This is a genomic window from Rhodococcus sp. AG1013 (genome assembly GCF_003350365.1).
Classification (GTDB): Bacteria; Actinomycetota; Actinomycetes; order Mycobacteriales; family Mycobacteriaceae; genus Prescottella.
Genome location: NZ_QQAT01000001.1, coordinates 288,023 through 301,571 on the forward strand (window position 1 = coordinate 288,023; position 13,549 = coordinate 301,571).

At 69.4% G+C, this 13,549-nt stretch carries 12 protein-coding genes; 9 read left to right on the forward strand and 3 right to left on the reverse strand.

Annotated features, from left to right (window positions below):
- The first annotated feature begins 54 nt into the window (after positions 1–54).
- Together DEU38_RS01415 and DEU38_RS01420 are read left to right on the forward strand one after the other, a co-directional pair.
- Positions 55–1,251 carry an exonuclease SbcCD subunit D gene (locus DEU38_RS01415; protein WP_114718334.1) on the forward strand — a complete coding sequence of 399 codons (1,197 nt, stop codon included), beginning with the start codon at positions 55–57 and terminating at the stop codon, positions 1,249–1,251.
- Positions 1,248–4,229, forward strand: coding sequence for an AAA family ATPase (locus DEU38_RS01420; RefSeq protein ID WP_114718335.1), 2,982 nt, complete (start codon positions 1,248–1,250; stop codon positions 4,227–4,229). The genes DEU38_RS01415 and DEU38_RS01420 overlap by 4 nt, the downstream gene beginning before the upstream one ends.
- Here the strand turns inward: DEU38_RS01420 and DEU38_RS01425 are convergent.
- On the reverse strand, positions 4,226–5,437 hold the full coding sequence (locus DEU38_RS01425; RefSeq protein ID WP_254622960.1) for an AI-2E family transporter: 1,212 nt from the start codon (positions 5,435–5,437) through the stop codon (positions 4,226–4,228). The two genes, DEU38_RS01420 and DEU38_RS01425, sit on opposite strands and share 4 nt — an antisense overlap.
- Before the next feature lie 183 nt (positions 5,438–5,620).
- On the opposite strand from DEU38_RS01425, the gene DEU38_RS01430 reads away from it, so the two are divergent.
- Positions 5,621–6,088: a hypothetical protein gene (locus tag DEU38_RS01430; RefSeq protein ID WP_309473061.1), complete on the forward strand. Its 468-nt coding sequence runs from the start codon at positions 5,621–5,623 to the stop codon at positions 6,086–6,088.
- 9 nt (positions 6,089–6,097) lie between these two features.
- Here DEU38_RS01430 and DEU38_RS01435 read toward each other — a convergent pair whose 3' ends face one another.
- Entirely contained in the window at positions 6,098–7,675 is a 1,578-nt protein-coding gene (locus tag DEU38_RS01435; RefSeq protein WP_114718557.1) for an FMN-binding glutamate synthase family protein, read from the reverse strand.
- Between the two features lie 97 nt (positions 7,676–7,772).
- On the opposite strand from DEU38_RS01435, the gene DEU38_RS01440 reads away from it, so the two are divergent.
- The 3 genes from DEU38_RS01440 (at position 7,773) to DEU38_RS01450 (ending at position 10,484) form a co-directional block, all read left to right on the forward strand.
- A complete protein-coding gene (locus tag DEU38_RS01440; protein WP_114718336.1) occupies positions 7,773–8,204 on the forward strand; it encodes a MarR family winged helix-turn-helix transcriptional regulator in 432 nt (143 codons plus the stop codon).
- Between the two features lie 76 nt (positions 8,205–8,280).
- Complete coding sequence (locus DEU38_RS01445; RefSeq protein ID WP_114718337.1) at positions 8,281–8,736, forward strand: MarR family winged helix-turn-helix transcriptional regulator; 456 nt, start codon at positions 8,281–8,283, stop codon at positions 8,734–8,736.
- Positions 8,737–8,807: 71 nt separating this feature from the next.
- On the forward strand, positions 8,808–10,484 hold the full coding sequence (locus DEU38_RS01450; protein WP_114718338.1) for an MDR family MFS transporter: 1,677 nt from the start codon (positions 8,808–8,810) through the stop codon (positions 10,482–10,484).
- A 13-nt stretch (positions 10,485–10,497) separates the two neighbouring features.
- Here the strand turns inward: DEU38_RS01450 and DEU38_RS01455 are convergent, their stop codons facing one another.
- Positions 10,498–11,247, reverse strand: coding sequence for a hypothetical protein (locus DEU38_RS01455; protein WP_258557593.1), 750 nt, complete (start codon positions 11,245–11,247; stop codon positions 10,498–10,500).
- A 33-nt stretch (positions 11,248–11,280) separates the two neighbouring features.
- Between DEU38_RS01455 and DEU38_RS01460 the strand changes: the two genes are divergently transcribed.
- The 3 genes from DEU38_RS01460 (at position 11,281) to ychF (ending at position 13,490) form a co-directional block, all read left to right on the forward strand.
- Positions 11,281–11,868: a bifunctional 2-polyprenyl-6-hydroxyphenol methylase/3-demethylubiquinol 3-O-methyltransferase UbiG gene (locus DEU38_RS01460; protein WP_114718339.1), complete on the forward strand. Its 588-nt coding sequence runs from the start codon at positions 11,281–11,283 to the stop codon at positions 11,866–11,868.
- A 63-nt stretch (positions 11,869–11,931) separates the two neighbouring features.
- Positions 11,932–12,339: a CD225/dispanin family protein gene (locus DEU38_RS01465; RefSeq protein ID WP_114718340.1), complete on the forward strand. Its 408-nt coding sequence runs from the start codon at positions 11,932–11,934 to the stop codon at positions 12,337–12,339.
- A gap of 71 nt (positions 12,340–12,410) precedes the next feature.
- Positions 12,411–13,490 (forward strand): redox-regulated ATPase YchF, encoded by a 1,080-nt coding sequence (gene ychF, locus DEU38_RS01470; RefSeq protein WP_114718341.1) that lies wholly within the window; start codon positions 12,411–12,413, stop codon positions 13,488–13,490.
- Positions 13,491–13,549: the final 59 nt, after the last annotated feature.

Genomic DNA, 13,549 nt, shown 5'->3' on the forward strand with positions numbered 1-13,549 from the left:
ACTGCCACGTCCACATCGGCGTGGTGTCGGCGGTGTGCTCTACCGTCTTGCGGCATGAGGATCCTGCACACGTCCGACTGGCACATCGGTCGCACGTTCCACGGCGTCGACCTGCTCGACGACCAGGCGCGGGTGCTCGATGCGATCGCGGAGACGGTCACCGCGCGCGATGTCGACGTCGTGGTCGTCCCCGGTGACGTGTACGACCGTTCGATCCCGAGTGCGGACGCGGTCAAGGTCTGCAACCGGGGCTTCGAGGCGATCCGGGCAGCCGGTGCGGTGATTGTCGCCACATCGGGTAATCACGACTCGCCGGTGCGCCTCGGCGCGGGTGCGGCGTTCGCGGCGGCCGGTGGCCTGCACCTCCTGACCCGGGTGGGGGAGTTGGATACCCCGGTGCTGCTCGACGACGAGCACGGCCCGGTCGCGTTCTACGGCATCCCCTACCTCGAGCCCGAGATCACACGCGCGGAGCTCGACGCGCCCCACGCGCGTTCGCACGCCGACATCCTCGACGTCGCGATGGCCCGCGTCCGCGCGGATCTCGATACGCGCAGAGCGGATGCGTCGGGGCTGCGCTCGGTGCTGCTCGCGCACGCCTTCGTCGTCGGCGGCGAGGCGACCGGCTCGGAGCGCTCGATCTCGGTCGGTGGCGTCGAGACGGTGTCGGCGTCCGCGTTCGACGGTGTCGACTATGTCGCACTCGGGCACCTGCACTCGCCGCAGACGCTGGCCGAGCACGTCCGCTACAGCGGCTCGCCGCTGCCGTACTCGTTCGGGGAGCGCTCGCACCGCAAGTCGGTGTGGTTGGTCGACGTCGACGCGGACGGGCTCGCCGCGGTGGAGCGGATCGATCTGCCGGTCGTGCGGGGGCTCAGCCAGCTGGTCGGAACGCTCGACGAACTGCTCAGTGACGCGGCGTTCGCATCCGCGGAGGAGCACTACGTGTCCGCGGTGCTCACCGATCCGCTCCGGCCGGTCGACGCGATGCGCGCCCTGCAGACCCGGTTCCCGTATGCCGTGCACATGGAATGGCAACGCCCCGAAGGAAATCCGGAGCTCAAGTACCGTGACCGGGTGCGCGGGCGCTCGGACCTGGAGGTGGCGCAGAGCTTCGTCTCCGATGTCCGCAGCGGCGCGACGGTGGGGGAGGTGCGCCTGCTCGAGCAGGCGCTGCGCAGTTCCACTGCGCCGGAGGAGTCGGTGTCCGGCGGCGCCCCGCGCGCCGACGCGATGGAGGTCTCGGCGTGAGGCTGCACAACCTGGAGGTGAGCGCGTTCGGGCCGTTCGCCCGGACCGTCGAGGTCGACTTCGACGAGCTCGGCTCGGACGGACTGTTCCTGCTGCACGGCCAGACGGGCGCGGGCAAGACGACGATCCTCGACGCGGTGGCGTTCGCGCTGTACGGCACGGTGCCCGGCGCCCGCAAGGACGGCAAGCGACTGCTGTCGGACCATGCGCCGGAGGGCTCGGTGCCGACCGTCCGGCTCGAGGCGACCATCGGGGGACGCCGGCTACGCCTCACCCGCTCGCCCGAGTACCAGCGAGCCAAGAAGCGCGGCGCGGGGACCATCACGGAGAACGCGAAGGCGACGCTCGAGTGGCTGGACGGCAACGGCGAGAACCTGTCCCGGATCCCCGACATCGCGCGGGAGGTCGAGCGGCTGCTGGGGATGACCTCGGATCAGTTCTTCCAGGTGGTGCTGCTGCCCCAGGGGGAGTTCGCGAAGTTCCTGCGGGCCGACAACGAGGACCGCGGCAAGCTGCTCGAGAAACTGTTCGACACCATTCGGTTCAAGTCCGTCGAGCAGTGGTTCGTGGACCGGCGGCGGGCCAGCGCGGCCCGGGTCGAGGAGCACCGCAAGCAGGTGGACCTGCTGCTGGCGCGGGTCTCGACCGCCGCGGGCATCGAGGTGGGCACCGAAGGCGACCCACTGAGCTGGTCGAGGAAACTGCTGGAGCAGGCGGCCGAGACGGTCGACCTGGCGTCGGTGGAACTCGCACGTACCCGCACGGTCGAGGAGAAGGCGCGCGCTGCCGCCGCCGAGTCACGTCGCGTGCACGACCTCCAGCTTCGACGGGCCCGCGCGAATGCCGAACTGGCGCAGCTCGAGTCGGGTGCAGCCGAGCGTGACGAACTCGCCGCCGAGGTCGACCGCGCACGTCGCGCCGCCGCCGTTGGTGCCGTCGCCGTGGATGCCGAGTCCGCCGCGCGGGACGCCGAGACCGCGGTCTCGCGCGCCCGTGCCCTCGCCGACGGCCTGAGCGCATCCGCGGACGGTGCCGGTCTGGTCGCCCCGCTGTCGTGGCCGCAGACCGAGACGGACCGGGACACGATCCGGGCGCAGGCGCGGGACTGGACCGCGGAGGTGGTCCGCCTGGACGCCCTGCTCGCGGAGGCCCGGACCGCCGATCAGCTCGGTCGCGATCTGGAGGCGATGCGTGGCCGCGGCGCCGAGCTGTCCCGCCGCGCGCAGGAGCTGGCGAGCGCCCGCGTGCAGTGGCCGGAGGAACTGCGCGCGGCGGAGGAGGCGGTGCGGTCCGCCGAGCATGCGCAGGCGGCATTGCCGGCCCTGGAGGAGACCTGCGCCCGCGCCGCGGACGCCGCGGCCGCGGCGACCGAGTTGATGTCGACCCGCGCCTCCCTGGGCGAACGACGCCAGGGCGCCGCGAACGCCAGGACCCGCCACCAGGACGCTCGGGACCGATTGCTCGACCTGCGGGAGCGGCGCATCGCCGGCATGGCTGCCGAGCTCGCCGCGGAACTGGTCGACGGCGACAAGTGTGCGGTCTGCGGCTCGGTCGAGCATCCCGAGCCCGCGCGTCCCGGCGACTCCACCGTCACCAAGGCCGACGAGGACGCCGCACGGGTCGCCGAACAGAAGGCCGCCTCCGCATTCGAGGCGGAGACCGAGCGGGTCACCCAGCTCGAACGGACCGCGGATCTGCTGATCCAGCGTGGCGGCGACGGGGACCGTGACGCGCTGCGGCAGGCGCATGCTGTCGCGACCGCCGACGTCGAGCGCGCGCGGGACGCAGCGGCCAGGCTCGCGCGGGCGACCGGTGCGGTAGACGAACTGCGTTCCCGCGGTGTGCAGTTGGAAGAACAGTCGCGCGCGGTGGACAACGAGCGCACCGCGCTCGAGACGCGCATCGAGTCCGCCGACGAACAGGTCCGCCGGATGCGCGACCGGATGGTGGAGGCTGCCGGGACCGATCGGAGCGTGCCGGCCCGGCGGGAGCGGTTTGATGTCCTCGCGACCCGGGCCGCCGAATTGCTCGACGCCCGCGATCGCGCCGCCACGCTCGACACCGCCGCACGTGAACTGTCGGACCGGGCACAAACGGCAGCGGCCGACGCCGGCTTCGCCTCGCTGGCCGAGGCGCTTGCGGCGGTGCGGCCCGCGGCGCGGATCGAGCAGATCGATGCGGTCCTGACCGCGGCCCGGGACCGGCTCGTCGCCGCCAACGCGGTGCTGTCCGAACCCGACGTCCAGGCGATCGCGGCCCTCGACCCGGTGGACCCGTCGGTGCCGGAAGCGACGGCGCGCGAGGCCGCGACGGCGGTGGAGGTTGCCGCCACGGTGGTGGCCGAGGCGGAGACCCGCCGCACCAACGTCGAGCGGTTGACGACCCAACTCGCGGCCGCGATGAAGGGCCTGGGGCCGGTGCTGGCGCAGCACGACGAGCTGGCCGGACTGGCCGACGTCGTCGAGGGGCGCGGCCAGAACTCGCGCAAGATGTCGCTGCGGTCGTACGTCCTGGCCTCTCGGCTCGAGGAGGTCGCGGTGTCGGCGTCGGTGCGGCTGCGCCGGATGTCGGCCGGACGCTACGAGTTCGTGCACTCCGACGAGGCCGGTTCGCGTGGCCGCCGCGGCGGGCTGGGCCTGGACATCCGTGACGACTACACCGGCGTCGTCCGCTCGGCGAAGACGCTCTCTGGTGGCGAGTCGTTCCTCGCGTCGCTGTCGCTGGCACTCGGTCTCGCCGACGTCGTGGCCGCCGAGTCCGGCGGTGTGGTGCTCGACACGATGTTCATCGACGAGGGCTTCGGCACCCTCGACGCCGACACCCTCGACCTGGTGATGGGTGTGCTCGACGAACTACGCGAGGGCGGCCGCGTGGTCGGCATCGTCAGCCACGTGGACGAGATGCGGCAGCGGATCCCGAGCCGGCTGCACGTGGTGCGGGGCCGGACCGGGTCCACCGTCGAGATGATCGCCGGCTAACTCTGCGCGGACTCCGCTGTCGGCCCCGAGGAGTTCCCGCTCGGGAGTGCCGGTTGGAGCGGGCTCGGTTCCTCCGGCGCCGGCTCCGGGTTCGCGGTGGCGGTGCCGTCGGCGGTCGCCTCGGCGGCGTCGAGCAGCGCGTCGTCCTCGAGGCGGTGGTCGATCTGCTCACCGAGGTACCGGATGACCACCGCGCCGACGGCCGCGACGGGCACGGCGAGGAATGCGCCGACGATGCCGAACAGCGAGCTGCCGGCCGCGACCGCCAGCAGCACGATCACGGCGTGCAGCTTCATGCTCTTGCTCTGCAGCACCGGCTGCAGCACGTTCCCCTCGATCTGCTGGACCGCGATGATGATGGCGAGCACGATCAGCGCGGTGGTCACGCCGTTGGCCACGAGCGCGACCAGGACGGCGAGTGCGCCGGCGACGAAGGCACCGACGATCGGGATGAAGCCGCCGATGAACGTGAGGATCGCGAGAACCGGGGCGAGCGGCACACCGAGGATCAGCAGTCCCGCGCCGATGAAGACGGCGTCGATGAGGCTCACGAGGGCCTGGGTGCGGATGAAGCCGCCGAGGGTGTCCCACATCCGGCCGAGGACTTCTTCGAGATGCCGTCCCGCCCGGCCACCGCCCACGCTGTGCAGCCACGGGATGAATCGCGGGCCGTCCTTGACGAAGAAGAACGCCAGCACCAGGACCAGGCCGAGCGTGACGATCATCGATCCGGCGGTGGTGACGCCGCTGAACACGCCCGAGGCGATCGCGGTGCCGCTCTCTTGCACCTTGGCCGTGATGGCGTGGACCGCGGTGTCGATCTGTTCGTCCTGCAGGTTGATCGGCGGACCCTTGAGCCAGTCCTGAACCTGCTGGATGCCCTGGGTCGCCTTGTTCGCGAGTTCCGGGGCCTGGTCTACCACCGACGGCACGACCAGAGCCACGACGCCGCCGAAGAGGCCGAAGAAGACGAGCAGCGTGATCGCTGCCGCGCCGGCCGGGGGCACGCCGCGCTTGGTGAGGGCACGGGTGGGCGGCCACAGCACGGTGCAGACGACGATCGCGAGCAGCACGGGCAGGACGATCACCCACAGCTTCTGCAGGATCCAGCCCAGCACCAGCGCTCCGACGGCGATCGCGGCGATGCACAGCGACCACTTCGCCAGCCACAATCCGCCGGCCCCGATCACCTCGCCACGATCACGCATGCGCGGGCGCGCGGTGGGCTGGGCGGTCTTCTTGGCGCTCACAGGTCGAGGGTCCTTCCGGCGGACGGTGATGGTCGACGTTGAATCTACGCATTTCTCCCGGAGTGGGCTCGAGTAATCGATCCGGTCACGACGCGGTGAAACCCGGAGTTCGCCGCCGGAACCGTCCGTAGGATCCGGCGCATGGGGAGAATCTGGAAAACCACGGGCAAGACCACAGCCACGATTGTCGCCGCAACCACAGCCGTGTTCGTGATCACCGCGTGCAGCAACGACGGCGGCACATCCCAGGAAACCAAGGAGAAGATCAGCTCCGCCGCCACGTCGGAGCCTGGACCGGGCGAGGCGCTGCGCTCGAGCATCGAGTCGACCGCGTCGAGCGCGGTATCGGGCATCAGCGGTGCCTGGGACCAGGCGAAGCTGACCGCGTTCACCGCCACGTTCCGGACGGCCTACCCGAACCTGTCGAGCGACCGCGACGACGAGTCGATCGAGTCGATCGTCAAGGAGACGTGTACGGCCATCGACTCGGGCGCGAGCGACCAGGATCTGGTGGCGAAGGTCACCGAGGTCGCGACCAACGACGGCACCGTCCCGACCGAGGATCAGGCCAACCGGATCCTGCAGATCGTCCGGCCCGCCTGCCCGTAGACCCGCCGATCAGAACCGGGACGGGTCAGCGGTGCGCCAGTCGCGCCGCCAGGACTCGCGGGCGTGGTCGAGCAGTTCCTTCGGCTCGAGCCAGTCGTAGAGCTCGTCGTACGTGCGGGTGGTGACGCCGTCGACCCGGCGGTGCAGCATCGACGGGTCCAGCTCGTCGAAGCCGTCGAGGCCCATCGACGCGACCATCTGCTGGGCGCTGGCGACGGTCGCCTTCTGGAACCGATAGACCCGCGCCGTCTTGTCGGGCACGTCGAGAGCCTGTGCCCGGGCCGGATCCTGGGTGGCGACGCCGACCGGACACCGGTTGGTGTGGCAGCTCTGCGCCTGGATGCAACCGACCGCGAACATCATCGCGCGGGCCGCGAGGGTGAAGTCCGCTCCCTGGATGATGCGCTTGACGATGTCGGATCCGCTGGCGACCTTCCCGGAGGCGCCGATCTTGATGCGGTCGCGCAGGCCGACGCCGACGAGCGCGTTGTGCACCAGCATGAGCCCCTCGGTGAGCGGCATGCCCATGTTGTCCTCGAACTCGACGGGGCCGGCGCCGGTGCCGCCCTCGGAGCCGTCGACGATCACGAAGTCCGGCGTGACGCCGCGCGCGAGCATGGCCTTGCAGATCGCGAGGAACTCGACGCGCGATCCCACGCAGAGTTTGAAGCCGACGGGCTTGCCGCCGGAGAGCGTGCGCAGACGCACGACGAAGTCGATCAGCTCGTGCGGTGTGCCGAACTCGCGATGCGCGGGCGGTGAGATCACCGTCTGCCCGATCGGGACGCCGCGGGCCTCGGAGATCTCGGCGGTCACCTTGGTGCCGGGCAGGACACCGCCGAGACCGGGCTTGGCGCCCTGCGAGAGCTTGATCGAGATCGCCTTGACCTGGTCGTCGGCGGCCTTGGCGGCGAACTGTTCGGGATCGAATCGGCCGTCGGGGGTGCGGCATCCGAAGTAGCCGGACGCGATCTCCCAGATCAGATCGCCGCCGTGCTTGCGGTGGTGGCGGCTGATGCTGCCTTCGCCGGTGTCGTGCGCGAACCCGCCGCGTGCGGCGCCGGCGTTGAGTGCCTCGATAGCGTTCGCCGACAGCGACCCGAAGCTCATCGCCGAAACGTTGAGCAGCGCGATGTCGTACGGGCGGCCGCAGTCGGGGCCGCCGATGCGCACCGAGGGCGTGGCCGCGGGTGCGGTCCGGGCGCGCAGCGAGTGCGTCATGAATTCGTAGCCGATCGCGTGCACGTCCCGCTCGGTGCCGAACGGCTCCTCGTCCAACGTGCCCTTCGCGCGCTGGTACACCAGATCTCGCGTCTCGCGGTCGAACGGTGTTCCGCCGGTGGGCGTTTCGATGAAGTACTGCTGAACTTCGGGGCGGATGTGTTCCATGAGGAAGCGCATGTGGCCGAGGATGGGGTAGTTGCGCAGCACATTGTGGCGCCGCTGCAACAGATCCCACGTCCCGACGAGCGCGAGTGCAACCACCGAAATCGTGGCGACGAGCCACCATGGCGAGAAGACTGTGGACGCGACTGCCGCGGCCGCACCGAGGACCCAGACACCGACGACGATCGACCAACGGACCATGCGGCGATGGTAGGCGCCGGACGCGCGCCGTACCCTGTCGGGCGTTGCGGTCGGTGTGTCCACCGGCACCGGTCGACACGAAGGGATGCCCACGAACATGAGCACGGATCCGATCACCGAGCTGGAGGCCGAGCTGGTCGACATGTGGCGGCGTGGACGGATTCAATCACGTGCGCAGGCCCGTGCGATCCATCCGAAACTCGACCCGGCCTGCTATCCGCTGCTCGTGATCCTCACCCGCGCCGACGCGGTCCCGATGTCGGATCTGGTCGCCGAGCTCGGGGTCGAGAAGTCGACGCTGACCCGTCAGATCGACGCTCTCGTCCGCCTCGGCCTGGCCGAGCGCCGTCCGGATCCGCAGGATGCCCGCGCCCGGCTGGTCGCGCTCACCGATCCCGGGCGCGGCAGGCTCACCGAATCGCGGGAGGCCGTCATCGCGCGGTGGCGCGAGCGGCTGTCGCGATGGGATCCCGAGGACGTCCGTCAGCTCGCGACGCTGCTGCGGCGCCTGGGCGACTGCTCCGACTGAAGCACCACTCGAATATTAGTTGCGCGATACAACCATTACCTCTATAGTTGTACTACTCAACTAATTGGGAGGGGTCATGGTCGCTACGGATACGGCGGACGCGCTGCTCGACAGTCTGCGCGATCTCGTGCGTCGTGGTCGTGAGGTCTCCGCCTCGCTGGCCCGCGAATCCGACGGCGACATGCTCACCGAGCCGATGGGGGCGGTGCTGTCGCACGTCGCCACCGGTCAGGGGAGACGCTGCAACGTGCTCGCCGAGCGGATGCGGATCACTCCCTCGACGTTGAGTCGGCACATCGCCCATGCGGAGGATCTCGGCTACCTGATGCGAGTTCCCGATCCCGCCGATCGCCGGGCCACCCTGCCCGCGTTGACCGACGAGGGGGAAGCGGTTCTACGTCGGCACCGCGAACGGCAGAGGGAATGGCTGCTGGCCTCGATCTCGGACTGGACCGACGGCGAGGCGCAACAGCTCGTGGACGGGCTCACGCGTTTGCGTATGTCGGTCCCGGACGCGATCTCGACACTTTGACGTCGAGTTATTCAATTCACTTTTTACGCAACTGTTTTCGGGGTCACTCGAACAACTCGTGAGGTTTCTGCATGAGCACATCTGCTACCCGGGACACCGGGACATTCGATCCGTCATCCGATTCGCCGATGACCCACAAGCAGCGCATCCAGGCGCTCGTGGGCCTGCTGCTCGGCATGTTCGTCGCCTTCCTGTCGTCGACGATCGTCTCGAACGCGCTGCCGACGATCATCACCGATCTGCACGGCACGCAGGACCAGTACACCTGGGTCGTCACCGCGACGCTGCTGGCCTCCACGGCCACCACCCCGATCTGGGGCAAGTTCTCCGACCTGGTCAGCAAGAAGCTCCTGGTCCAGCTGGCGATCGCGATCTTCACGATCGGGTCGATGCTGGCCGGTCTGTCGCAGTCCGTCGGCATGCTCATCGGATTCCGTGTGATCCAGGGCATCGGACTCGGCGGTCTCCAGGCACTGGTCGTCATCGTGATCGCGAGCATGTTCAGCCCGCGTGAGCGTGGCCGCTACCAGGGCCCGATCGCTGCCGTGATGTCCGTCGCGACGGTCGCCGGGCCGCTGATCGGCGGCGTCATCGTCGACACCAGCTGGCTGGGCTGGCGCTGGACGTTCTTCGTCGGCGTCCCGCTCGCGGTGATCGCGTTGGTCTTCGTCCAGCGCACCCTCAACCTGCCCGTGGTCCGCAAGGACGTCAGCATCGACTACCTCGGTGCGGTGCTGATCGCGTCGGGCGTGAGCACCCTGCTGATCTGGGTGACGCTGGCAGGCAAGAACTTCGACTGGGCGTCGGGAGTGTCGTACGGCCTCGTCGCGCTCGGTGTGGTGCTGCTCGGGCTCGCGGTCTTCGCCGAGTCCAAGGCGAAGGATCCGATCATCCCGCTGCGGCTGTTCCGTGACCGCACCACAGCCCTCGCAACCCTCGCGAGCGTCGCGGTCGGCATCGCCCTCTTCGGTGGCGCGGTGTTCCTGGGCCAGTACTTCCAGATCGCGCGCGGCTACTCGCCGACGGCGGCCGGTCTGCTGACGCTGCCGATGGTCATCGGTTCGATGGTCTCGTCCGCGGTGTCGGGTTCGCTCATCACCAAGTTCGGCCGCTGGAAGGGCTTCATCGTCGGCGGCTCGATCATGATGACGGTCGGCTTCTTCCTGCTCTCGACGATCGACCACCAGACCAACATGGTGCTGCTGGGCAGCTTCCTGTTCGTGTTGGGCGTCGGCATGGGCATGACGATGCAGAACCTGGTGCTGGCGGTGCAGAACACCGTGAGCCCGGAGGATCTCGGTTCGGCCAGTTCGACCGTCGGGTTCTTCCGCTCGCTCGGTGGCGCGGCCGGCGTCTCCGTCCTCGGCGCGGTGCTGTCGAGCCATGTCGCCGACCTCACCACCAAGGGCCTGGCGGCGGTCGGCATCGACGTCGGTGCGGGCGGCGGCTCCGGAGCGGGGCTGTCGAACCTCAACGAGCTGCCCGGTCCCGTCGCGGACATCGTTCGCGGCTCCTACGGTGACGCAACCGCGCGGATCTTCCTGATCTCCGGCATCGTCTCGCTGCTCAGCCTCGCCGCGGTCCTGTTCATCAAGGAGGTCGCGCTGCGCACCTTCAGCGCCGACGACCAGCGCCGGGCCGAGGCGGACGGCGACGACATCGACGCCGAGCTCGCCGAGATCGTCCAGGGCGACCCCGTCCTGGTGGACCCGCTCCCTGTGAAGCCCGGCGACCCCGGAAAGCAGTAGGAGCAGGTCCGACTCACCCAGAGGGTGGCGTGGGCAGTGGATTCACCGAATCGCTGTCCCACGTCACCCTTTGTGTGTCGAGGACCGGCAGCGCCTCGACGTCGGGGCACTCCAGGACCGCACGGATGCACGCGGCGCTGCCGCCGACGTAGGTGCTCATGAGGTCCACGTCGGTCGCGACGCACCACGCCCGGTCATCGGGCCACCACAGGCTCGCGCCGTGGCCGAAGGACGAGAACCGTACGTCGGCCGCGGCGAGCGGTCCCCGGAACACGATCATCGGTCGAGCCGACATGACGAGCCGTTCGATTCCGGGCGGGACGTCCAGCGCGTTGAGGATCTCGCACAGCGCGAACCAGCACGCGTCCGGCGAGTTGGTGAAGCCGGCGAGCACCGCTGCCAGCGCGTGGGCCTGCGGCGCCGGAAACGATCCGATATCGGGGTCGTCGTCCCACAGGCCGGGCTGGCCGTCCAGATCCCAGGACCCGACGATCGACCCCCACTCCATCACCGGATGCGCGACGGTGCCGTTCGCCGCCGCGACGTCCTGCCACCGCACCGGGATTTGGTCGTCGTACCCCGGTCCGGTGTGGAGGGTGGCGGGGTGGAAGATTCGCGCGTACGCCTCGAACACCGGTGGCACCAGTGAGCCGACGTCGTACTCGAAGTTCCGGACGGCGTCCGTGATCCAACGACCCGAGTCGGCGTCGGTGCACATCGTCAGCCCGCGGACTCGCCAGTCGCCGTCGTCGAGGTCGGTCATCGGGCCAGGATCACACGGAATAGGCTCGTCGGCATGGCCGACACCCGCTGGCAGCGTGAACGATCCGCGTCCGACTCCCGTCAGTACATCGAGCGCTTCGCGCAGCTCGAGGCCGAGGGCACGGACCTGCACGGGGAAGCCCGTGCCGTCGATGCGATGCTGCCGCGTGGCTCGCGTGTGCTCGACGCCGGTTGCGGCACAGGGCGACTCGGTGCCGAACTGGCGAGGCGAGGACACCGCGTGACGGCCGTCGACCTGGATCCGATCCTCGTGGCGGAGGCGCGGAAGCATTCGGAACTCACCGTGCACGAGGCCGATCTGGCGACGCTCGACCTGCCGGGGGAGCGGTTCGACGCCGTCGTCGCGGCCGGCAACGTGCTGATCTTCGTCGCCCGCGGTACCGAGCGCCGGGTGGTCCAGCGGCTCGCCGACCACCTCGTGCCCGGCGGCATCCTCGTGACGGGCTTCGCGACCGACTACGAGTACACGGTGGACGAGTTCGACGCCGACCTCGCCGCCGCGGGCCTGGTCCGGGAGCACCGCTTCGCGACGTGGGATCTGCGGCCGTGGCGCGACGGCGCCGGTTGGGCCGTAACCGTCGCCCGCAAACCTGGGGACTGACCGACTCGTCGGTTTCGGTTACGGTCTCTGCCGACACAACGTCGTCAGACCCAGGGGGATCCCATGTCCGAACCGACCTACAACCCGGGCCCGAGCTCGCAGTTCGGGGGCGCGCCGGGCTACCCGCAGCAGCCGTACCCGTCCGCGCCGCAGTATCCGGTGCCGCCGGTCCCCGGCCAGTACGGCGGGCAGCCGCCGCTGCCGCCGTCGAACGCCGGTTGGGCCGTCGCGGCGCTCATCTTCTTCTGGCCGGTCGCGTTCTCGGCGTTCGGACACCTGCACGACATCTTCCCGAAGTGGTCGATGGGCGACTACCAGGGCGCGCAGTACGCGTCGGACCGCGTCAAGGCGCTCGGCAAGATCGCGCTGTGCATCGCCGCCGGCCTCATCGTGCTGTACGTGATCTTCATCATCATCCTGATCGCGGTCACCGCGAACGACGTCAGCTCCGGCTACTCGTACAACTACTGACCCACCCGGTGGTCGGCCGAAGCGTGGCCGACCACCGCCGCGGCGCCGGGACGCCGTAGAATCCCTATACCGTGAGCCTTACCCTCGGAATCGTCGGCCTCCCCAACGTCGGCAAGTCGACCCTTTTCAACGCGCTGACCAACAACGACGTGCTGGCCGCGAACTACCCGTTCGCCACCATCGAGCCCAACGTCGGCCTGGTCGAGCTGCCGGACGAGCGGCTGAAGAAGCTGACCGAGATCTTCGGTTCCGAGCGCATCCTGCCCGCCACCGTGTCGTTCGTCGACATCGCCGGCATCGTCAAGGGCGCCTCCGAGGGAGCGGGCCTGGGCAACAAGTTCCTGGCCAACATCCGCGAGGCCGACGCCATCTGCCAGGTGGTCCGCGTCTTCGCCGACGACGACGTCGTCCACGTCGACGGTCGTGTCGATCCGGCGTCGGACATCGAGGTGATCGAGACCGAGCTCGTCATCGCCGACATGCAGACCTTGGAGAAGGCGCTCCCGCGTCTGGACAAGGAAGCGCGCAAGAACAAGGAACTCAAGGCGCAGCACGACGAGGCGCTCAAGGCTCAGGCGTTCCTCGACGAGGGCAAGACGCTGTTCAGCGTCAAGGACAAGCTCGACTTCTCGCTGCTGCGTGAGCTGAGCCTGCTCACCACCAAGCCTTTCCTGTACGTCTTCAACGCCGACGAGGCCGTCCTCACCGACGAGGCCAGGGTCGCCGAGCTGCGCGCCTCCGTCGCGCCCGCCGACGCCGTATTCCTCGACGCCAAGGTGGAGCAGGAACTGCTCGAGCTGGACGAGGAAGATCGCCAGGAGATGCTCGACTCCATCGGTCAGTCCGAGCCCGGCCTGCACGCCCTCGCCCGCACCGGCTTCCACACCCTCGGCCTGCAGACCTACCTCACCGCCGGTCCCAAGGAAGCGCGCGCCTGGACCATCCACAAGGGCGACACCGCCCCGCAGGCCGCCGGCGTCATCCACACAGACTTCGAGCGCGGCTTCATCAAGGCCGAGATCGTGTCGTTCGACGACCTCGTCGAGACCGGGTCCATGAACGCCGCCAAGGCCGCCGGCAAGGTGCGCATGGAAGGCAAGGACTACGTCATGCAGGACGGCGACGTCGTGGAGTTCCGCTTCAACGTCTAGATCCACTGGTCAGAGGCTTGATTTCACTCCTCGGTACGCACTAGAACCCGCAGGGCTCG

Coding starts and splice junctions, on each gene's coding strand:
- DEU38_RS01415 (WP_114718334.1), top strand. CDS start 55: ATGAGGATCCTGCACACGTCCGACTGGCACATCGGTCGCACGTTCCAC.
- DEU38_RS01425 (WP_254622960.1), bottom strand. CDS start 5,437: ATGCGTGATCGTGGCGAGGTGATCGGGGCCGGCGGATTGTGGCTGGCG.
- DEU38_RS01430 (WP_309473061.1), top strand. CDS start 5,621: ATGGGGAGAATCTGGAAAACCACGGGCAAGACCACAGCCACGATTGTC.
- DEU38_RS01435 (WP_114718557.1), bottom strand. CDS start 7,675: ATGGTCCGTTGGTCGATCGTCGTCGGTGTCTGGGTCCTCGGTGCGGCC.
- DEU38_RS01440 (WP_114718336.1), top strand. CDS start 7,773: ATGAGCACGGATCCGATCACCGAGCTGGAGGCCGAGCTGGTCGACATG.
- DEU38_RS01445 (WP_114718337.1), top strand. CDS start 8,281: ATGGTCGCTACGGATACGGCGGACGCGCTGCTCGACAGTCTGCGCGAT.
- DEU38_RS01450 (WP_114718338.1), top strand. CDS start 8,808: ATGAGCACATCTGCTACCCGGGACACCGGGACATTCGATCCGTCATCC.
- DEU38_RS01455 (WP_258557593.1), bottom strand. CDS start 11,247: ATGACCGACCTCGACGACGGCGACTGGCGAGTCCGCGGGCTGACGATG.
- DEU38_RS01460 (WP_114718339.1), top strand. CDS start 11,281: ATGGCCGACACCCGCTGGCAGCGTGAACGATCCGCGTCCGACTCCCGT.
- DEU38_RS01465 (WP_114718340.1), top strand. CDS start 11,932: ATGTCCGAACCGACCTACAACCCGGGCCCGAGCTCGCAGTTCGGGGGC.